Raw genomic sequence first — 18,959 nt, 5'->3', positions numbered from 1 at the left:
TTCACGCAGTGAGCTGACGCTTGTCGGGTTTGCCGCTGGGAGCGACGGGTGGTTCGGAGATCGCGGTGACCCGCGCGGGGGCGCAGGCCGCGCCCAGACGTTCGGTCACGAGCGTCCGGAGCTCGTCGAGACCCGGAACGCGATCGGCCTTCGGCACGACGAACGCGTGCACGGCCTCGCCGGTCTCGTCGTCCGGCACCGCGACGACGTAGGCCTCGGCGACGTCCGGGTGCTCGGCGAGCACCTGCTCGATCGGACCGATGTAGTGCAGGTTCGCGTTGACGATCACGACGTCGCGGGCCCGGCCGGTCAGGCGCAGGTGGCCGGAGGCGTCGAACCGGCCGAGGTCGCGGGTGCGGACCCAGCCGTCCACGAAGACCTCGGCCGACTCCTCCGGGTTGCCCCAGTACCCGCAGGCCTGGCCTGGAGTGCGGACGAAGAGCTCGCCGTCGCGGATCTCCACGTCCACCGGCGGTCTGCCCACCGTGCCGGGGGGATCGTCGGGCGTGGCCATCGAGATCATGCCGGTCTCGGTCTGGCCGTAACCGTGGAACAGCACCGGTCCCAGGGTGTCCAGGGCCTCGCGGTGCCGGTCGGGGGTCAGGGGAGAGCCGGACACCAGCAGCGCGCGCAGGGTCGACAGGTCGGCGGGGTCGCGCTTCTGGGAGGCGACGAGCTTCGCCAGGCCGGGCACGGTGATGACGCGCGCGGTGGCCTTGAGGCGGGTGATCGCGTCGGCAGGGTGGTCCGCGACGACGATCGTGCCGCCGGCTGTGAGGGTGAGGACGGCGTACTCGAACATCACCTGGCTCGACAGCGATCCGAAGACGAGGTACCGGTCGAGCCGTGTCGCCAGTTCCCGGATCGCGGGAGGCCAGGCGCCGGGACGGGCGGTCCAGGCACCGGTCATGGAGGCGTAGGTCTGGGCGCAGGCCTTCGGAGCGCCCGTGCTGCCGCTGGTGTGGATGAGCCGGGCGATGTCGCCGGGACGGCCGTCGCACCACAGGGGTCCGGGGGAGGAGGCGAGCAGGCCGGTGAGGTCGGCGTCGCGGAGCACGAGCTTGATGTCGAGGCTCAGCAGGTGCTCGACCTGCGCGTCCGTCAGGCCCGGCCGCACCCCGGCCACTCGCGCGCCGACCGCGTGGGCGGCCAGGATCGTCGCGAACGCCTCCACGGTCACACCGAGCAGCAGGGCCACGCCGTCACCGGGGCCGAGGCCCTTGCGGCGCAACCCGTTCGCGATCCGCGCGACCAGGTCGAGCAGCTCCGCGCCGCTCACCACGCGGGTGCCGTGCTCGAACACCGGCCGGTCCGCGGCGGTGGCGAGGACGTCGAGCACCGCCTGCGGGAACGGCCCGGTGTCACGCGCCGGCAAGGCATTCCTTCACGAACAGCACGAGCGGCTGCTGGTGCACCTCCGGCAGGTCCCAGTGGTTCTCCAGGTTCTCGGCCAGGTGGTGCGTCGCGGCGAGCACGCCGTGCCGGTAGTGGCGGACGACCGGGTGCAGGTAGCTCGCGCCGGCCGCGTTCAGGGGGTCGTTCTCGGCGACGCGGGGGACGGTGACGTCGAACGGGTCGACGGTGTCGTGGTCGGGGCCGTACTCCAGCGTCGCGACGAACCGGTGCTCGGCCGGGCCGAGGCCGCCGTCCGCCACGAACGCGACCGGCACCTCCTCGCAGTACCGCGCGGTGGCGCCGTCGATGCTCACGACGTCGCCCATGACCGCGAACTGCTGCCACAGGCACGACGACCGGTTCACCCTGGCGATGACGGCCTCGCTGATGGCCTCGGGTGAGGGCTCCAGATCCTTGCCCTGCCACGGGACTCCGTGGTTGCGGTCGCTCAGGACGCGGTGCAGCGCGCGGGCGCCGTAGCGGAAGCCGTGGATGAACCCGCTGGTCGACTTCTTGAAGTCCCGCGACTGGGTGATCGTGCCGGCGAAGTACAGGCCGGGGACGTTCGTCGACTCGAACGCCGAGGTCTGCCGCGGGAAGCGGTCCTTGATGACCAGCGCCGGGCGGCAGTTCTCCGCGAAGATCGAGGCGTCGAACTGGAACCCGGTGCACGCGATGACGCGGTCGTACTCCAGTTCACGGACCTTCTCGACCGTGCGCGCGTAGCGGAACTGGATCCGGAAGCCGCCCTCGGGCCGTGGCTCGATGCGTTCGACGGTGCCGTCGAGGACCGCGTTCTCGGACTTGAGCTGGTAGGTGTCGAGGAAGTTGTTGTTCACCGCCCGCAGGTGCCCGACGTAGTGCGTCTGCCAGGCGAGCCGCACCGAGTGCGGCCCGGCGACGTGGATGACGGCGGCGTGCTCGACCAGCGCGTCGGCGGTCTCGAAACCCGAGTTGCCCTTGCCGATCACGAGCACCCGACGGCCGGTGAACGACTCCGGGTCCGTGTCGAAGGTGTCGTAGCGCTCGGCGTGCTCGATGCCGGGGATCGGCGGCACGTGGAGCTGGGAGACCCCGGTCGCCATCACGAGGTTCTTCGCGTGCCACGTCCGTCCACCGCGGTCGGTGGCCGCGAACCCGTCGCCGTCGCGCGAGATGCTCGTGACGTCGACGTCGTAGTGGATCTCCAGGCCCGCCGCGCAGTCCTGGAGGTAGCGCACGATGTCGTCGGCGTCCGGGAAGTACCGGGGCGTGTAGCGGGTGAAGAGCAGCTCGGGGTCGTCGAGCAGCAGCGAGTTCCAGTCCATCCGCATCCGCTGCTCGGGATCGGTGAACCCGGTGTGGACCTTGTTGATGGAGATGAGCTTGCGGTGCCGCGGGTAGCGGGTGAAGAACGTGCCGGCGCCGCTGCCGCGTTCCAGGACGGCGTAGTCCCGGCCGTCCCGCTCGAGCAGCGCGGCGAGCTGCACACCGGCCGGTCCCGCGCCGATGATCAGGTACTCGTGAGCCATGGACGGGGAAGCTACCCACGCGATCTCAGAACTTTCTGAGATCGGCTGCCTACCGTCCGTGCGGTGACCGCGACCGCCTCAGACACGTCCGTGGACCTGGGTTCGCCCCTGACCGTTCCGCACCTTCTGCGCGCTGCCGGGCCGCTGCCCGTGCTCGTCGGATCCGATGTGCTCGACCGAGTCGAACGGGGCCGCGCCTACCTGCGCACGGTCCTGGCCGACGACGAGCGCCCGGTGTACGGCGCCAAGACCGGGTTCGGCGCCCTCGTGGGCTTCGCGGGCAGGGCCTCCGAAGCCGACCAGTGCGACAACACCCTCGCACACCTCGGCGCGGGCCAAGGCCCCGACCTGCCCCTCGACATCGCCAGAGCCGCACTCCTGGTGCGCACCTGGTCCCTGGCACAGGGCCTGTCCGGCGTGTCCGCGCACGTCGTCGAGGGCCTGTCCGCGATGTTCGCGACGACGTTCGTCCCGGCCGTCCCCCGCTACGGCTCCGTCGGCGCCAGCGGAGACCTCATCCCGCTCGCGTACGCCGCCCAGGCGTTGCGCGGCCGGGGACACGCCTACCTCGACGGCACCCGCCTCCCCGCCGCCGACGCCCTGGCCGCAGCCGGGCTCTCGCCGTTGCACCTGGACGGCCGCGACGCCCTCGCCCTGGTCAACGGCACCTCCGTCACGACGGCGGCGCTGGCCCTGGCCCTGTCGTCCGTGCGTTCCTCGCACCGAGCCCTGGCGGACCTGACGTGCCTGCTGGTGGACGTCGTGGGCGCCGACCCGGGCTTCACCGACCCACGCCTGATCTCCGCCTTCGGCCACCCCGGCGCGGTGACGGTGGCGGGGTGGATGCGTTCCACGCTCGAAGGCACCACCCCCAGCGGCCTGCGCGCACTGCAGGAGCCGTACAGCATCCGCTGCGCCCCCCAACTCCTCGGCGCCGCCGAGGACGCCCTGCGCTACGCCGACAGCGTCGTCGCCTCGGACCTCGCCGGCGTCAGCGACAACCCGCTGTTCTTCCCCGACGACGACCTGATCGCCCACGGCGGCAACTTCTTCGGCCAGCCCGCCGCCTACGCCGCCGACGTCCTCGCCATGGTCACCGCCTCACTCGGCAACCTGGCCGAACGCCAGCTCGACCTCCTCGTGGACCCGGCCCGCAACACCGGCCTCCCGCCGATGCTCGCCGCCGGACCGGGCCAGCAACACGGCCTGCAGGGCGTCCAACTGGCCACGACCGCCTTCGTCGCCGAGATCCGGCGAGGCGTCCTGCCCGCCAGCACGCAGAGCCTGCCGACCAACCTGCACAACCAGGACGTGGTGCCGTTCGGCACCCAGTCCGCGCTGCGCGCCTACGACCTCGCGGACCTGCTGCGCCTGCTGTGCGGCTCACTCGCCCTGGGCCTGCGCCAGGCCGTGCACGTGGGCGGCCGCCGCCCGACCGCGCCCCGGTGCGCGGCGTTGCTGGACGCGCTGGCTGCGGCCATCGAGCCGGTGGACCCGGACCGGCCGCTGGACGAGGACGTGCGCGTGGCGGCGGAGGTGGTGGTCAGCGGCCAGTGGTGAGGAGGTCGGCTGGGCGGTGGCCCGAGCTTCACATCGAGCCGCTACCCAGCCACACCGCTGTTGTACAGCAGACCTGACGCCTCACCACTCTGACGCTCGCCGCGGTTACCCCAAGCCGACGCGACCAAGCCAGCCGTCGCCGTGGCGCGATCGCCCAGCACCACCGCTCCGCCGCCTCGCCCTTCTCACGGACAGGCGCTGGCGATCTCCTCCCGCGCCACCAACGCCCCCTGCCCGCCCAACGGAATCCGCAACGTGAACCGAGCCCCCACCCCAGGCCGCCCCGCCGCCTCCACCGTCCCACCGTGCCCGGTCACGATCTCCCGCACCAGCGCGAGCCCCAGCCCGAACCGCCCCTCACCCGAGCCCCGGTGGAACCGCTCGAACAACCGCTCCGCCTCACCGGCCTCGAACCCCTCGCCATCGTCCGCCACGACCAGCTCGGCCACACCACCACCGGCACGCACGGCCACGGAGATCCGCCCACCCTCCGGCGTGTGCCGCACGGCGTTGGCCAGCAGCTCGTCGACGGCCCGGCGCAGCCCGGTCTCGATCCCGCAGACCACCACCGGGTGTCCGGGGTGGTCCAGCGACACCGTGATCCGCCGCTCGGCGGCGCGTTCCGTCTCGCCGACGACCGCGGCCTCGGCCACGTCGGCCAGGTCCACGGGTTTGCCGTCGAGCCGCTGCGGAAGCTGTGCGGAGGCCAGCAGGTCGTCCACCACGTCGGCGAGGCCTCGGATGGACCTGGCCAGGGCGTCGAGGTCGGGTCGCTGGTCGTCGGGCAGGTGGGAGGCGAGCAGTTGGGCGCGCAGGTAGGCGCGGGCGATGGGGGTGCGCAGCTCGTGGCTCGCGTCGGTGACGAAGCGGCGTTGCCTCGCCAGTGCTTCCGCCAACGGGCCCACCGTGCGGCGGCTGATGCCCAGGCCGATCAGCGCTGCCGCCAGCAGGCCGCAGACCAGTGCGATCGCCAGTGCCTGCAGCAGGTGTGCGCGGTCGGCGAGCTGGTAGCGCATGTCGAACACCGCCTGCACCGTCGTGCCGTCCGCGCCCGGTGCCGTGAGCACGCGGTACTCCGTGCCGTTCGCGATGACGTCGCGGGGCAGGGCGACGCCCGACCTGTGCACGGCGTCGATGTCGGCGCGCAGCGGGAACCCGGCGGGCACCTGGAGCTCACCCTCGTGCAGCACGCCGTCCTCCAGCACGAACACCCACGCGCACCGGGGCGCGACGCCCGGCACGCCGTAGTGGACGTTGTAGCGGAGCTCGCGCGACACCTGGGTTTCCTGCCCGTGCGCGATGACCACGTAGGCGATCACGCCGACGAACGTGATCATCAGCGTGATCGCCAGACCCACCAGCACGCTGACCCGCAGCCGCGCCCGGCGGACCTCCGCGCGCTCCGCCTCGGCCCACGACCTCACAGCGCCCCCAACCGGTAGCCGATCCCCTGAACCGTCTGCACGACCGAACGTCCCACCTTCGAACGCAGGTAGTGCACGTAGGTGTCCACAATGGACTGTGAGGGCGCGTCGCAGAACACCGTGCGCCGCAACGCCGCCCGCGTGTGCACCGTCTCCGGATGCGTGGCGAGCACCCGCAGCAGCGCGAACTCCCTGGTGGTGAGCGGCACTTTCTCGCCGTCGGGCAGCACGACCTGGTGTTGCTCGAGCTCCAGGCGGCCGGCGCCGATGCGCAGCACCGCAGCCAGTTCCGCCGCGCGCCGGCACAGCGCCCGCAGCCGCGCGGTCAGCTCGCCCAGGTCGAACGGCTTGGCGAGGTAGTCGTCGGCGCCGGCGTCGAGGCCGTCGATCCGGTCGTGCACCGATCCCATCGCGGTGAGCATGAGGGCCTGCGTCCGCACGGACCGGGAACGCAACCGGGACAACAGGTCCAGCCCGTCTACGACCGGCAGGACGCGGTCGATCACCACCACGTCGTAGGGCCGGGTGAGCGCGAGGTGCAGTCCGCGCTGGCCGTCGAAGGCGGTGTCGACGTCGTACCCCTCACCGCGCAGCACCGTGGCGAGCAGCTCCACCAGCTCGCGGTCGTCGTCCACGAGCAACAGCCGGAACCGCTGGACTGATCGCGACTTCGAAGAGGCCCGCACGAAACCACGATCGCACGTGATCAGCGTCGATTCAGGGGGCAACAGCCAACGGACAGGTTCACGGACGCGGCCGGAAGGCCTGCTGTGGCACAACTTCCCCGGTCGCACGGCTTCAGCGCTCCGCGGGCACCCGCTGATCAAAGATAAACATGTGAACCGCGGTCGTCGCGTGACCTGCGATCACGCGACGACTGTGAACGACCTACCAGGCGGGCGCCACGGCCGAGGCGGTCCGCAGTTCGCCGACCCAGCCCGCGGTCGCGATGGCGCGCAGGCCGTCGTCGCCCTCGGCGAGCTTGCCGTGCGGGCCGAGCACGGCGGCGTCCCCGTCGTGCCAGCGCACCGGCAGCTTGCCGTGGCGTTCCAGCAGACCGGCGAACTTGGTGGTCAGCTTGGCGGTACCGATGTGCACCCAGCGGCTCGGGAACAGCTCCAGCAGCTCGACCGTCGCCGGACCGAGCTCGGGCACGACGGTGATGCCGTGATCACGGCCGTACTCGACGAGGTCGCGCAGCGCGTCGGGATCGCCGTCCGGGAAGACGTGCAGGACGTTGAGCTTGTAGGCGGCCATCCGGTCGATCGCCCTGCGCATCTCGGCCGGTGGCAGCAGCGCGCTCGACACCCCGCGCCACGCGAACGCGGGGGAGTCGCGCACGTCGGCCGCGCGGACCGTGCCGTCGCGGGTCATCAGCTGCCGGAACGACTGCACGCCGTGCCGCAGCCCGGCCTGGGTGCCCGCGCGCAGCATGATCGCGTCGTTGCTGACCAGCAGCGCGTACCCCTCGGGGCCGAGCCCGCGCATGGCCGGGTCGTGCGACACCATCAGCATGCCGTCGGGCGACTCCGCCAGCAGGTAGCCGGTCTGCCGGAAGACGTGCTCGCGCAGCATCGCGGCCGCGGTGCGCGCCTGCCCGGTCACCCGGACTGTCACGTCTTCGGTCAGTACGAACGAGCCCGTGCGACGGGGCGCGCTCGTGGGCATGGGAACAATCACCGGTTTCCTCTCCAGCGAACTAACGCTGGGTGTATCAGCTGAGTTCCGGCAATCGGACGCGGAACGTGGTTCCCGCGCCTGTCGCGCTGGTCACATCGACCGTTCCGCCGTGCGCCTCGGCGAGCTTGCGGACGATCGCGAGCCCCAGCCCGCTGCCGCCCGTGCTGCGGCTGCGCGACTTGTCCGCCCGCCAGAACCGGTCGAACACGTGCGGCAGATCGTCCTCGGAGATGCCCGGGCCGGTGTCGGACACCGTGATCACGACCTCGCCGTCCCCGGCCGCGCCCCCGACCGTCACCGACCCGCCGGCGGGCACGTGGCGCAACGCGTTGGAGACGAGGTTGTCGAGGATCTGCCGCAACCGCAGCGCGTCGGCCCGGACGGTGAGAGCGGGATCCGCGGACGCGGTCAGCGTGACGCGGGCCTGCGACGCCCGTACCTCGTGCGCGGCTTGGAGTTGCTCCAACGCCCCCGCGACGTTGAGCCGTTCGAGTGTCAGGCGCAACGAGCCCGTGTCGGCCACGGCGAGGTCCTGCAGGTCGTCCACCACGTGCTGCAGCACGAGCGCCTCCTTGAGCAGCAACGCGACCAGGGCCGGATCGAGGTCGCTCACCCCGTCCTCCGCCGCCTCCAGCCAGCCCCGGATGTTGCTCAACGGCGTCCGCAGCTCGTGCGCGACGTCGCCGACCATCGCCTTGCGCGCCCGCTCCAGGTGCGCCCTGTTCGCCGCCATCGTGTTGAACGCCCTGGTCAAGACCGCGATCTCGTCCTGCCCGCGCACCGGCACCGGCGGGATCTCGCTCCCGCCGGACATGTGCGTCGCCGCGGCCGTCAACGCCCGCAGCGGGCGGGTGATCCGGGCCCCCGCCACCGCCGCCACCCCGATCGCCGCCAGCAGCACCGCCGCCGCGGCCCCCATCACCCGCCAGCCGTTGCCCGGCAACGAGATCGCGGCGGTCGGCGGGCCCGTCGGATTCGACAGGTACAGCAGGACGGGCGGCGCCACGTACGGCGCGAGCTGCTCCTTGCGCGACGCGGCCACGCACGCCGCGACGGCCGGCTGGTCCGGCGGCGGCACCCCCGAGGACTGCTTGTCCGCCGGGGTGAAGTCGGGATCGAGGTCCACCGGCGGCAACGAGCGGCGCGCCAGACAGGCGTTGACCAGGTCCTCCAGGTCGAGCAACGCGAAGAAGTCGGCCGCGGTGTCGAACGGCAGGTCCCGCTCCCGGCAGTCCAGCCGGGCCTGCTCCTTCCTGACCAGCCGCAGGCAGAACAACGCCCCGGTCCGGTCCTCGCGGTCGCGGAAGTCGATCGGCGTGCGGAACGGCCCCAGCACCCGCTTGTCGATCCGGTCGGCGGGCGCGCCGGGCACCAGGACCGGGTCGACCGCCAGCGGGTCCACCACCGCCGAGGCCCTGTCCGGCAGCTGGCCGCCACCCTCGCCCAGGTCGGCGACCGTGCGGCCGTCCTTGGTCACCAGTGCGATGCGACGGCCCGGCTGCTCCGACACCAGGCCGTCGACGTAACCGTCCACTTCGGACCAGTCGCGGTGGCCGGCGGCGTAGGTGAGCAACGTCGTGTAGATCTTGTGGTCCGAGGCCAGCTCACGGCCCTGCTCACGGGCGATCGACGCACGGGTCAGCTGCGTCGCGAGCCACGCCGTCGCGGCGATCGAGCACAGCGCGATCAACACCGCCACGACGAGCAGACGCGTGAAGACGCTACGGCGCATCAGCGCGCCCGGCCGTGAGCTTGTAGCCGATGCCGTACACGGTCACGAGGTGGGCGGGCGTCCGCGGATCGGCCTCGATCTTGCGGCGGAGGTTCTTCACGTGCGTGTCGATCGTCCGCGCGGTGAGGAAGCTGTCGATGCCGTGCATCCGCTGCAGCAGCTGCTCGCGGCTGAACACCCTGTCCACTTCGGACGCGAGCACCTCCAGCAGCCCGAACTCGCCGGGCGTGCACTCGACCGCTTCGCCGCGTACCCGCACCTCGTGGCGCAGCTGGTCGACCACGATCGGCCCCACCCGCAGCACCGGCTCCGGCTTCGGGACGGGCACCCGCCGCAGCAACGTCCGCACCCGCGCCACCAGCTCGCGCGGGCTGAACGGCTTGGTCATGTAGTCGTCCGCGCCGATCCCGAGCCCGTGCAGCAGGTCGTCCTCAGTGGACCGCGCCGTGAGCATGAGCACCAGCACGTCCGACTCGGCCCGCAACGCCCGGCACACGTCCAGCCCGCCCAGTCCCGGCAGCATCAGGTCGAGCACCACGAGAGCGGGGCCTTGTGCGCGGACGACGTCGAGCGCGTCCCTTCCGTCGTGGACGACGAGCACCCGGTGGTGGTCCTGCTCCAGGTACCGGCGCACCAGCTCGGCCTGGTTCTCGTCGTCCTCCGCGACCAGGATGAGAGCGCTCACCGGCCGATCATATGGACGCCCTCACGGCGATCACCGGTTCGTCACAGGATCCTCACAAATGCCTTCCAAGATCCACGGCATGCGCAGGACAGTCATCGGAGCGGCGGTGCTCGTCGTCGTGGTCGTCATCGCCGCGGTGCTGGTGGTGCGGTCCCGGCCACCGGAGCCGGCCGCGGCCCCGCCACCGGCGGTGAAGACCACGACCGTGCGGAAGGGAGACCTCACGAACACCCGCACGCTGCAGGCCCAGCTCGGCTTCGGCGCCGCCCGGCTCGTCAAGGGCACCGCGGGCGTCGTCACGAAGCTGCCCGCCACCGGCCACGCCACGGAGCTCGGCAAGGAGCTCTACCGCGTCGACGACCAGCCCGTCGTCGTGTTCTTCGGCGCGACGCCGCTGTTCCGAGCGCTCGACACCCCAGGTCTGAAGGGGTCGGACGTGGCGGTGCTGATGGACAACCTCGCCGCGCTGGGCTACCAGGTCGGCACCCGCCCCAAGGACGTCACGAAGGCCGAGTTCACCCCGCGGGTCGTCGAGGCGCTCAAGAAGTGGCAGCGAGCCCTCGGCGTCGAGCAGACCGGCACCCTGGCACCGGGCCGGGTGCTCGTCCTGGACCGCCCGATGCGCGTCGGCGCCGTGAAGGCCCAGCTCGGCGACCCCGCCACGGGGGACCTGTTCGAGGTCACCCCCACCACGCGCCTGGTCACGCTGCAGATACCGGTGGCGGAGGCGGGCGTGCTGAAGACCGGTCTGCCTGTCACGATCGTGCGCCCGGACAACCGCCCCGTCCCCGCCAAGGTGACCTCGCTGACCCAGGTCGCCGCCCCCGCCGAGAACGGCGGCGGCCCGAAGCTCGACGTCGTCGTCACCCCCGACGACCCGGCGGACGTCACCGACCTGGACACCGCGCCGGTGCGCCTCACGGTCACCACCGAGAGCCGCACCGGCGTCCTGACCGTGCCGCTGGCGGCCCTGGTGGCGCTGAAGGAGGGCGGCTACGCCGTCCAGCTGCCCTCCGGCGGCCTGAAGGCCGTCCGGACCGGCCTGTACTCGCAGGACCAGGTCGAGATCTCCGGCGACGGCGTCGTGGACGGCCTGGAAGTGGTGACGGCCTCATGACCCCGGTGCTCGCCCTGCACTCGGTGACCAAGAGATACCCCGGTGGCGTGACCGCGCTGGACGACGTGTCGCTGCGGGTCGCGTCAGGTGAGCTGCTCGCGATCGTGGGCCCGTCCGGCTCCGGCAAGTCCACGCTGCTTCACCTCGTCGGCACCCTGGACCTGCCCTCCTCCGGCACCGTCGAGATCGACGGCCAGGACGTGTCCCGCCTGCCCGACCGCCACCTGTCCGCGTTGCGCGGCAGCCGGATCGGGTTCGTGTTCCAGCAGTTCCACCTCTCAGACGGGCTCACCGCGACCGAGAACGTGGCCACTGGTCTCCTCTACGCCGGGGTGCGCCGCAAGGACCGCCGCCCGCTCGCGGTGGAGGCCCTGCACCGCGTCGGCCTCGCGCACCGGGCCGGCCACAGGCCGCAGCAGCTCTCCGGCGGCGAACGGCAACGCGTCGCCATCGCCCGTGCCGTGGTGAACAACCCGGCCCTGGTGCTCGCCGACGAGCCGACCGGGGCACTCGACACGGCCACCGGGCACGCGGTGCTGGACCTGCTGCGGGAACTGAACGCGCAGGGGACGACCATCGCGCTGATCACGCACGACCGCGACATCGCCGAGTCGCTGCCACGCCGGGTGGAACTGCGGGACGGGCGGATCGTCGCGGACACGGCGGACCGGCCCACCGTCACGTTCCCGAGCCTGAACGGCGTCACCGGATGAGCCGCCTGTCACCCGCCGACCTGCTCGCCCTCGGCTCCCTGGGCATCCGCACCCGCCGGCTCCGCGCCGCGCTGTCCGCGCTCGGCATCGCCCTGGGCGTCGCCACCGTCGTGGTGGTCACCGGCATCCCCGCTTCCAGCCAGCGGGCCCTGCTCGACGAGCTGACCGCCCTGGGCACCAACCTCCTGCGCGCCCAGCCCACCCCGCGCCCGGACGACCCGGTCCTGCTGCCCGAGTCCTCGGTGGCCATGGTGGGGCGCATCGGCCCCGTCACGGCCGCCGCCGCGGTCGCCAACACCCACACCCGAGTGCGCCGCAACGACCTCCTGGACCCCGGGCACAGCTCCGACATCACGGTCCTGGCCGCCACCGCGGGCCTGCTGGACACCGTGAACGGCCACGTCCGCAGCGGGGAGTTCCTGCCGCGGCCGGACTTCCCGGACGTGGTCCTCGGCAGCGTCGCCGCCGAACGGCTCGGCATCGCGGAGGCGGGCGACCGTCCGGCGATCTTCGTGGGGGAGAAGTGGTTCACGGTGACGGGCGTGCTCGGCCCCATGCCGCTGGCACCCGACATCGAACGCTCCGTGCTCGTCGGCTGGGACGCCGCCCGCACGCACCTGGGCTTCGACGGCCATCCGACCGTCGTCTACGTGAAGGCACGGGAGGAGTCCATCGAGGACGTCCGGGCGATCCTGCCCGCCACGCTCCACGGCGAGATCCCCGGCCTGGTGCAGGTGAGCCGCCCGTCCGACGCGCTCGCGGCCAAGCGCGCCACGCAGAGCTCCTACAGCGCGCTGTTCCTCGGCCTGGCGGGCGTCGCACTGCTGGTCGGCGGCGTCGGCGTGGCGAACACGATGGTGATCTCCGTGCTCGAACGCCGCAGCGAGATCGGCCTGCGCCGGGCGCTCGGCGCCACCCGCGGCCACATCCGCGCGCAGTTCCTCACCGAGGCCGTCCTGCTCTCCGGCCTGGGCGGCCTGGCGGGCACCGCGCTGGGGGCGGTGGGCGTCGCCGGCTACGCGGCGCTGCACCGCTGGCCGCTCGTCCTCCCGCTCGAAGTCCTGGCCGCGGGTGTGCTCGCCGCGTTCGTCGTGGGCGCCGCCGCAGGCCTCTACCCCTCCCTCCGCGCCGCCCGGCTCACCCCGACGCAGGCGCTCGCCGCGTGACGAAAGGAAGACCCGTGATGAAGAAGGCCACCCTGGCCCTCCTGCTGCTCCTGGCCGCGTGCTCCAAGCCCGAGGCCCAGCCCCAGGTCGCCTCGATCTCGACGCCGCCGAGCAGCGCCGCCGCACCGACGTCGGCCGCCCGGGAACAACGGCCCCGCGAACGCCTCGACATGACCCCGGAGGACCTCGAAGCCCTCCAGGCGCCGTACGACCAGTGCATGGCGAGCCTCGGCCTGGACAGGAAGGGACGAGCCGCCGAGGGCAGCGGCCGCCCGCAACCGACCAAGGAGGAGCTGGACAAGGCGCTCGAGAAGTGCGAGTCGAAGACGCCGCTACCGCCGTGGGAGAAGGACACCACCAACCCGGAGGCCGTCGACTTCGCCAACCGCGTGGTGCAGTGCCTGCGGGGCAAGGGAGTCCGGTACGTCGAGGTGCTCAACGAACCGGGCGCGGACATGATCGGTTACGCGCTGGGCGGCCCGAACAACGACGCCGCGTCGATCTCGCTCGGCCTGGAGCACGCCAAGGAGTGCGAGATCGCGAGCTCCAAGAAGTGACGCGTGGAGCGGGGGCCGTCGCGGCCCCCGCTGCCGGTCAGACGACGTCGAGCCGGGGCGCTGCGGCCGCGGCCTGAGCCGCCTGCGCGACCACCTGGGCGTCGCTGAGGTTGCCGACGCGGACCGCGAACGCCGGTACGGCGCGTTTGGTGGGTTTGGTGACGTAGACCAGGAACATGCGTGAGGTGCGGTCGTAGACGACGGCCTTGGCCTGGTTCCAGCCGATCTGGATGAACTGCCTCCTGATCACGCCGACGAACAGGAACAGCAGACGCTGGTTCGTGCACACGAGTACGCCCTGTCCTTCCCCCGCGGCACCGGTGAGGGCGAGCACCTGCTCCTCGGCGCCGAGGTAGCCGCCCAGGAGGTTGACCTCCTTCATCGACCCCACGAGCATCCCTCGCACGCGGTTCACCGCCGCCGCGACATCCGGTCGCAGCGCGGGTTGTGCCGGCTTGATCGTTTGCTCGGCGACCGGTGCTGGAGCGTCGACCTGGCGGACGGCGGTGTGGAACGTCCACCGCTGTCCGTCCCAGTAGCGGACGAGCGCGTCGTCGAGAGGATCAGGCAGCCACGCGGCGGGCCGCACGGGCGGAGCGGCAGGCGGGTAGGTCATGCCGTCACTCGCCATCGTCGGACAGGTCGCCGTCCGCACCGACGGACGCCATCGCGAGCGAACCCGGCGCACCCCGCCTGTTCGACTCCGAGGCGCGCCACTCCAGCGCCTCCGCGACGTCGTCGTACTGCAGGACGGGGCTGTTCTCCAGCTCGGCGACCAGATCCTTGACCTCGGCCGGCGTCGCGTAGAAGAACTCACGCCGATGGTTGACCAGGTTGACGCGCTTGTGGCTCAGCCGCTGGTGCAAGGCGGTTTCGAGGCCGACCGCGTCCTTGGAGAAGATCAGCGCGTGCGTGTCGAAACGGAACGGCACCGACGCGTCACCGAGCTCCCTGACCCGGTCCATCGGCTCCTGCCGCCGCGTCATGCCGATCTTCACCACACCGGGACCGAACGCACCGATGTTGGAGATCACGTACACGTAGCCCAGCCGCACGTTGGCTGCGCGTTCTTCGACCCCGGCGATGGCGTCCTCGACCGAGGCGAGCTGCTCCTGCGCCTTGGCCAGCGCGTCGAGGTCTCCGTTGGCCTCCAGCTTCGCGATCACTGCGAGGTAGTGGGCCTGTTCCTTGGCGAAGCGGGCGCGGTCACGCTCGATCTCCCTCGCGACCTTGGCCTCTTCGCGCAGCCTCTCGCGCTCGGCCTTGGCCTGCTCCCTCTCCTCCTCGACCTTCACGAGGTGATCAGCGGTCAGATCGATCTCACGCAGCCGCAGCAGGTGGTAGTCGGGGGAGATGGCGATGCGCATGAGGACACCGAGCTTGCCGATCGTGTCCTTCGTGGTGGTGAGGCGTTTCTTCACCGCCTCACGGGTGTGGGGCTTCACCGAGCGCACCGCGACGTCCGCTTCGGCGTTGTAGGCCCGCAGCATCAGTTTGGCCATGTCCCTGCCGAGCTTCTGCCCCTCTTTGACCGACCCGTTGACCGCCCAGTCGACATGACAGGACACGGCGTCGCCCTTGGCGGCCAGCTTGATCCGCAGCTTCAGCTCGGCCAGCGCGTCCTTGTACGCGACCGCGTCGCTCAGCGGATGCGCGTACTCGTAAACACCGACTTCCTGCAGCAGAGCCAGGTCACGCGTCTCCACCAACCGCGAGCGCCACTCGTCCACCTCCGCCTGGAGCTGGCGGTGCGTGGTGCCGAGCGTCATGTACTCGTTCTTCTTGTGCTCCACGGCCGCGCGCAGCTGGCGCAGCTCACCTTCCAGCGCGGGGGTCTCCGAGCTGCGCAGGTGGCCGACCCACCCGCGCAGCTCGGTGATCGTGCCGTGCGCCGCGGCCAGTTGCTCCCGCAGCGCGGCGACCTCCGCGTTCTCCCTGTTGCCGAACAAGACCACTCCCCAGGCGACGTGTGCGATGTGTCCGGTGCATCGCGTGGCCGTCCAACATCATTACTGGGCGAGCATGTCCTGCACCATCGGCACGACCTTCGTCCCGTACAGCTCGATCGTGCGCATCAGCGACTCGTGCGACAGCCCGCCGATCCCGTACTTCAGGTCGAACCGGCTCGCGTCGAGCTTCTTCATGGTGCGCGCCATCTTCTCCGCGACCGTCTGCGGCGACCCGACGAACAGGGCGCCGTGCGGCCCGACCTCGTGCGCGTACGACTCCGGCGTCGGCGTGGCGAACCCGCGCGTCTTGCCGAGCCGGCTGATCACGTCGAGGTAGTGCGGCCAGAACTCCTCCCGCGCCTGCTCGTCGGTCGGCGCCACGTGTCCGGGGGAGTGGATGCCGATCGGCAGCGGGTCGCGGCCGAACTTCTCCAGCGCGTGCTTGTAGAGCTCCGAGAACGGCGCGAACCGGCCGGGGTGGCCGCCGATGATCGCGAGCATCAGCGAGAAGCCGTACGAGGCCGCGCGCACCACCGACTGCGGGCTGCCGCCCACGCCGATCCACGTCGGGAACGGCTCGGTGTGGGGCACGACGTCCTGCTCGTGCAGCGACGCGCGGGTCTTGCCCTGCCAGGTGATCGGGCCACCCTTGAGCAGTTCGGCGAACAGGTGCGTCTTCTCCTCGAACAGGTCCTCGTAGTCCGCGAGGTCGTAGCCGAACAGCGGGAACGAGTCCACACTGGACCCGCGGCCCAGGATGATCTCCGCGCGGCCGTCCGACACCGCGTTCAGCGTCGAGAAGCGCTGGTACACGCGCACCGGGTCGTCCGAGCTGAGCACCGTCACCGCCGACCCGAGGTGGATCGACGACGTGCGGGCGGCGATCGAGGCCAGCACGACGTCGGCGGCCGACAGCGGCATGTCCGGGGTGTGGTGCTCGCCGATGCCGAAGAAGCCGAGGCCGACCTGGTCGGCGAGCACGCCCTGCTCGACCACGTTGCGGATGGTCTGGGCGTGGGAGAGCGGGGTGCCGGAGGCGTCCTGGGTGACGTCGCCGAACGTGTCGAGTCCGAACGTGGTCATGACTGCTCCTTGGTGAAGTTCTCGAATTCCTGCCTGCGGGCCGCGACGCCGAACACCGGGCTGCCTGGCTCCAGCAGCCGTCCCGCGGCCAGGGACCCCACCGGCACCGGGTCGAACCCGATGCGTTCCAGGAACTCCGCGACGGTCCGCACGGCGTCCGGTGAGTCACCGGCGACGCCGACGGCACGGCCACCGGCGAATTCCATGTCCTGGTAGGCGACGTGGTTCAGGGTCTTCACGACGTCGGCGCCCGCCAGCCGCCGCGCGACCTCCTCGCTCGTGCCCAGGGGAGCCTCGGCGGGCGGCCAGTGGTTCATGGAGTCGATGACGACCTTGCCCGCGAACATCCCCGGTTCGAGCGAGGGGAAGCGGTGCCACGGGATCGCCAGCACGACGAGGTCCGCGTCCGCCACGGCGTCGGCTGCCCGCAGCGCGACGGCACCGGGGGCGAGGAACTCGGTGATCATCTCGATCCGCGCCGGGTCGCCCGACCCCGCGATGCCCACCTCGTAGCCCGCCGCCAGGGCCAGGCGGGCGATGACGGGACCGACGTGACCCGCACCGAGAACAGCGATCTTCACAGCACACCCGACCTTGCTAGTTGATGTGTCATCTAGCTTAACCGGACCAGCCCCCGTTTATTCCGCCGGGGTGCCGGCTGGGCTACCTTCGACGCGTGTGGGATCTGGGTGACGCGTACGAGCGGTACGTCGGCCGGTGGAGCCAGTTGGTCGCGGTGGAGTTCCTGCGCTGGCTGGACGTGCCGCCCGGCCGCACGTGGCTCGACGTCGGCTGCGGTACCGGCGTGCTGACCGAGGCCGTGCTGGCGCACACCCGCCCGGCCGCGGTCACCGGTGTGGACCCGTCGGAGGGCTTCCTGGACCGCGCCCGCGCCCGTGTCCCCGACGCCGGGTTCGCCGCCGGCGATGCAACGGACCTGGGCGAACGCACGGCCGACGTCGTGGTCAGCGGTCTCGTGCTCACGTTCGTGCCCGACGCCGCCCAGGCGGTGGAGGAGTTCGCCCGAGTGGCTCCGTTCGCCGGCTCGTACGTGTGGGACTACGCGAGCGGCATGCAGATGATGCGGCTGTTCTGGGACGCCGCGAAGGACGTCGACCCCGCCGCGGCCGCGCACGACGAGGGACTGCGCTTCAGCGCCGTGAGCGGCGCCGAGCCCTTGCGCGCCTTGTGGACCGGCGCCGGCCTGCGCGACGTCGAGGTGACGGGCATCGTCGTGCCGACGGTGTTCCGCGACTTCGACGACTTCTGGGCACCGTTCCTGGGCGGCACGGGCGCCGCGCCCGCCTACGCCGCGACACTGCCGCCGGAGCAGCGCGACGCGATCCGCGATCTGCTCCGCTCCCGTCTCCCGGCGCGGGGCCCGATCGAGCTGACCGCGAAGGCGTGGGCCGTCAGAGGGTCGCGCTGAGGAACCGCTCCAGGTGCGGGTTCACGTCCGCGGCGTGCGTGAGGCTCAGGAAGTGCGCGCCGCCCTCGACGAGCACGAGCGGCTCGGCCTTGGGCAGCGCCGCGACGAGAGCCTCGGCCTTCGCCACGGGGTAGGCGAGGTCGGCGGTGCCGTGCAGCACCAGTGCGGGCACGGCGATCTCGGTGACGCGGTCCAGCACGCCTTCTCGGCCGACCAGGGCGTTCATGATCAGCCGCAGCCGTCCGGGCTCGACCTCGCTCCACTTCGGCGTCCACGCGGACGGGTCGTAGTCGCCCAGGCAGATCTTCGCGACGGCCTCGGTCACCGTCTCCGGGCCCTGCGCGATCCACACCTCGGCGAGCTGCTGGTACCCGGCGGAGATCTGCTCGTCCTCGGTCTCACCGGACGTGCCGAGCAGCACGAGCGCCGTCACCCGTTCCGGTGCCAGCAACGCCATCCGCAGCGCAACGAACCCGCCTTGGCTGGTGCCGGCGACGGCCGCACCGCCGATCTTCAGCTCGTCGAGCACGGCGAGCGCGTCGCGGGCGACGTCCCAGTGGTCGAACGGCGCCGTCGCGGGCGTGTCACCGTGGCCGCGTTCGTCGATCGCGATCAGCCGGTACCGGTCGCCGAGCGCCTCGACCTGCGGCGCCCACATCGACGCGTCCATCAGGAAGCTGTGCAGCAGCACGACGGCCGGACCGTCCCCGCCGTGGTCCACGTAGGACACCAGCTGCCCGTCCGCTGTGGTCACCGTAGCCATGCCGCACGCCCCGTCCCGCATAGTGGATCTTCAGCACCGTCCGCCCGGCCGGCGCCGCGCTGCCCGGATGCGACAAGTATTCAGGAGCGCGGTGCTGCTCCTGCCGCGGGCGCGGAGGAGGCGTGCGCGCTGCTGGACCAGGTGGGTCTTCCAGAAAGTTGATTCGCATCCGTACCAGCTTTCCGGAGACCCGCA

General features: G+C 71.7%; 18 protein-coding genes. 6 read left to right on the top strand and 12 right to left on the bottom strand.

What is annotated here, in order from left to right; translation table 11 throughout:
* Window position 1 precedes the first annotated feature (1 nt).
* Both ORI60_RS19010 and ORI60_RS19005 read right to left on the bottom strand, forming a co-directional pair.
* Window positions 2-1,375, bottom strand: coding sequence for a class I adenylate-forming enzyme family protein (locus ORI60_RS19010; protein WP_266038860.1), 1,374 nt, complete (start codon window positions 1,373-1,375; stop codon window positions 2-4).
* Window positions 1,362-2,906: an NAD(P)-binding domain-containing protein gene (locus tag ORI60_RS19005; RefSeq protein ID WP_266038859.1), complete on the bottom strand. Its 1,545-nt coding sequence runs from the start codon at window positions 2,904-2,906 to the stop codon at window positions 1,362-1,364. The genes ORI60_RS19010 and ORI60_RS19005 overlap by 14 nt, the downstream gene beginning before the upstream one ends.
* A gap of 63 nt (window positions 2,907-2,969) precedes the next feature.
* Here ORI60_RS19005 and ORI60_RS19000 point away from each other — a divergent pair, with 63 nt between their 5' ends.
* Window positions 2,970-4,466: an aromatic amino acid ammonia-lyase gene (locus ORI60_RS19000; RefSeq protein WP_266038858.1), complete on the top strand. Its 1,497-nt coding sequence runs from the start codon at window positions 2,970-2,972 to the stop codon at window positions 4,464-4,466.
* Between the two features lie 185 nt (window positions 4,467-4,651).
* Here the strand turns inward: ORI60_RS19000 and ORI60_RS18995 are convergent, their stop codons facing one another.
* The 5 genes from ORI60_RS18995 to ORI60_RS18975 form a co-directional block, all read right to left on the bottom strand.
* A complete protein-coding gene (locus ORI60_RS18995; RefSeq protein ID WP_266038857.1) occupies window positions 4,652-5,890 on the bottom strand; it encodes a sensor histidine kinase in 1,239 nt (412 codons plus the stop codon).
* Entirely contained in the window at window positions 5,887-6,576 is a 690-nt protein-coding gene (locus ORI60_RS18990; RefSeq protein ID WP_266038856.1) for a response regulator transcription factor, read from the bottom strand. Before ORI60_RS18990 ends, ORI60_RS18995 begins: the two co-directional genes overlap by 4 nt.
* Before the next feature lie 202 nt (window positions 6,577-6,778).
* Window positions 6,779-7,570 carry a glycoside hydrolase family 20 zincin-like fold domain-containing protein gene (locus ORI60_RS18985; protein ID WP_266038855.1) on the bottom strand — a complete coding sequence of 264 codons (792 nt, stop codon included), beginning with the start codon at window positions 7,568-7,570 and terminating at the stop codon, window positions 6,779-6,781.
* A 34-nt stretch (window positions 7,571-7,604) separates the two neighbouring features.
* The gene (locus ORI60_RS18980) at window positions 7,605-9,302 is read right to left on the bottom strand and encodes a sensor histidine kinase (RefSeq protein ID WP_266038853.1); all 1,698 of its coding nucleotides are present in this window, start codon (window positions 9,300-9,302) and stop codon (window positions 7,605-7,607) included.
* Window positions 9,292-9,987, bottom strand: coding sequence for a response regulator transcription factor (locus ORI60_RS18975; protein WP_266038852.1), 696 nt, complete (start codon window positions 9,985-9,987; stop codon window positions 9,292-9,294). The genes ORI60_RS18980 and ORI60_RS18975 overlap by 11 nt, the downstream gene beginning before the upstream one ends.
* Before the next feature lie 79 nt (window positions 9,988-10,066).
* On the opposite strand from ORI60_RS18975, the gene ORI60_RS18970 reads away from it, so the two are divergent.
* The 4 genes from ORI60_RS18970 to ORI60_RS18955 are packed head-to-tail and all read left to right on the top strand — an operon-like array spanning window position 10,067 to window position 13,540.
* Complete coding sequence (locus tag ORI60_RS18970; protein WP_266038851.1) at window positions 10,067-11,104, top strand: peptidoglycan-binding protein; 1,038 nt, start codon at window positions 10,067-10,069, stop codon at window positions 11,102-11,104.
* Window positions 11,101-11,817, top strand: a complete 717-nt coding sequence (locus ORI60_RS18965; RefSeq protein WP_266038850.1) for an ABC transporter ATP-binding protein — start codon at window positions 11,101-11,103, stop codon at window positions 11,815-11,817. Before ORI60_RS18970 ends, ORI60_RS18965 begins: the two co-directional genes overlap by 4 nt.
* A complete protein-coding gene (locus ORI60_RS18960; protein ID WP_266038849.1) occupies window positions 11,814-12,983 on the top strand; it encodes an ABC transporter permease in 1,170 nt (389 codons plus the stop codon). Before ORI60_RS18965 ends, ORI60_RS18960 begins: the two co-directional genes overlap by 4 nt.
* 17 nt (window positions 12,984-13,000) lie before the next feature.
* Window positions 13,001-13,540, top strand: coding sequence for a hypothetical protein (locus ORI60_RS18955; RefSeq protein WP_266038848.1), 540 nt, complete (start codon window positions 13,001-13,003; stop codon window positions 13,538-13,540).
* A 37-nt stretch (window positions 13,541-13,577) separates the two neighbouring features.
* Here the strand turns inward: ORI60_RS18955 and ORI60_RS18950 are convergent, their stop codons facing one another.
* Genes ORI60_RS18950 through ORI60_RS18935 form a run of 4 tightly spaced genes read right to left on the bottom strand, consistent with a single transcriptional unit; the run spans window position 13,578 to window position 17,153 of the window.
* Window positions 13,578-14,156 carry a DUF2510 domain-containing protein gene (locus ORI60_RS18950; protein WP_266038847.1) on the bottom strand — a complete coding sequence of 193 codons (579 nt, stop codon included), beginning with the start codon at window positions 14,154-14,156 and terminating at the stop codon, window positions 13,578-13,580.
* Window positions 14,157-14,160: 4 nt separating this feature from the next.
* Window positions 14,161-15,495 carry a DUF4041 domain-containing protein gene (locus ORI60_RS18945; protein WP_266038845.1) on the bottom strand — a complete coding sequence of 445 codons (1,335 nt, stop codon included), beginning with the start codon at window positions 15,493-15,495 and terminating at the stop codon, window positions 14,161-14,163.
* A gap of 54 nt (window positions 15,496-15,549) precedes the next feature.
* Complete coding sequence (locus tag ORI60_RS18940; RefSeq protein ID WP_266038843.1) at window positions 15,550-16,572, bottom strand: LLM class flavin-dependent oxidoreductase; 1,023 nt, start codon at window positions 16,570-16,572, stop codon at window positions 15,550-15,552.
* Window positions 16,569-17,153, bottom strand: coding sequence for an NADPH-dependent F420 reductase (locus ORI60_RS18935; protein ID WP_266038842.1), 585 nt, complete (start codon window positions 17,151-17,153; stop codon window positions 16,569-16,571). Before ORI60_RS18935 ends, ORI60_RS18940 begins: the two co-directional genes overlap by 4 nt.
* 95 nt (window positions 17,154-17,248) lie before the next feature.
* On the opposite strand from ORI60_RS18935, the gene ORI60_RS18930 reads away from it, so the two are divergent.
* Window positions 17,249-18,001: a class I SAM-dependent methyltransferase gene (locus ORI60_RS18930; protein WP_266038840.1), complete on the top strand. Its 753-nt coding sequence runs from the start codon at window positions 17,249-17,251 to the stop codon at window positions 17,999-18,001.
* Here the strand turns inward: ORI60_RS18930 and ORI60_RS18925 are convergent.
* Window positions 17,985-18,755 (bottom strand): alpha/beta fold hydrolase, encoded by a 771-nt coding sequence (locus tag ORI60_RS18925; protein WP_266038838.1) that lies wholly within the window; start codon window positions 18,753-18,755, stop codon window positions 17,985-17,987. The genes ORI60_RS18930 and ORI60_RS18925 overlap by 17 nt on opposite strands.
* Window positions 18,756-18,959: the final 204 nt, after the last annotated feature.

The sequence above is a fragment of the Lentzea sp. NEAU-D7 genome (assembly GCF_026242055.1).
Lineage (GTDB): Bacteria > Actinomycetota > Actinomycetes > Mycobacteriales > Pseudonocardiaceae > Lentzea.
This window is presented reverse-complemented; position numbering and strand designations above follow the sequence as displayed.

Coding starts and splice junctions, on each gene's coding strand:
- ORI60_RS19005 (WP_266038859.1), bottom strand. CDS start 2,906: ATGGCTCACGAGTACCTGATCATCGGCGCGGGACCGGCCGGTGTGCAG.
- ORI60_RS18980 (WP_266038853.1), bottom strand. CDS start 9,302: ATGCGCCGTAGCGTCTTCACGCGTCTGCTCGTCGTGGCGGTGTTGATC.
- ORI60_RS18940 (WP_266038843.1), bottom strand. CDS start 16,572: ATGACCACGTTCGGACTCGACACGTTCGGCGACGTCACCCAGGACGCC.
- ORI60_RS18960 (WP_266038849.1), top strand. CDS start 11,814: ATGAGCCGCCTGTCACCCGCCGACCTGCTCGCCCTCGGCTCCCTGGGC.
- ORI60_RS18965 (WP_266038850.1), top strand. CDS start 11,101: ATGACCCCGGTGCTCGCCCTGCACTCGGTGACCAAGAGATACCCCGGT.
- ORI60_RS18955 (WP_266038848.1), top strand. CDS start 13,001: ATGAAGAAGGCCACCCTGGCCCTCCTGCTGCTCCTGGCCGCGTGCTCC.
- ORI60_RS18950 (WP_266038847.1), bottom strand. CDS start 14,156: ATGACCTACCCGCCTGCCGCTCCGCCCGTGCGGCCCGCCGCGTGGCTG.
- ORI60_RS18970 (WP_266038851.1), top strand. CDS start 10,067: ATGCGCAGGACAGTCATCGGAGCGGCGGTGCTCGTCGTCGTGGTCGTC.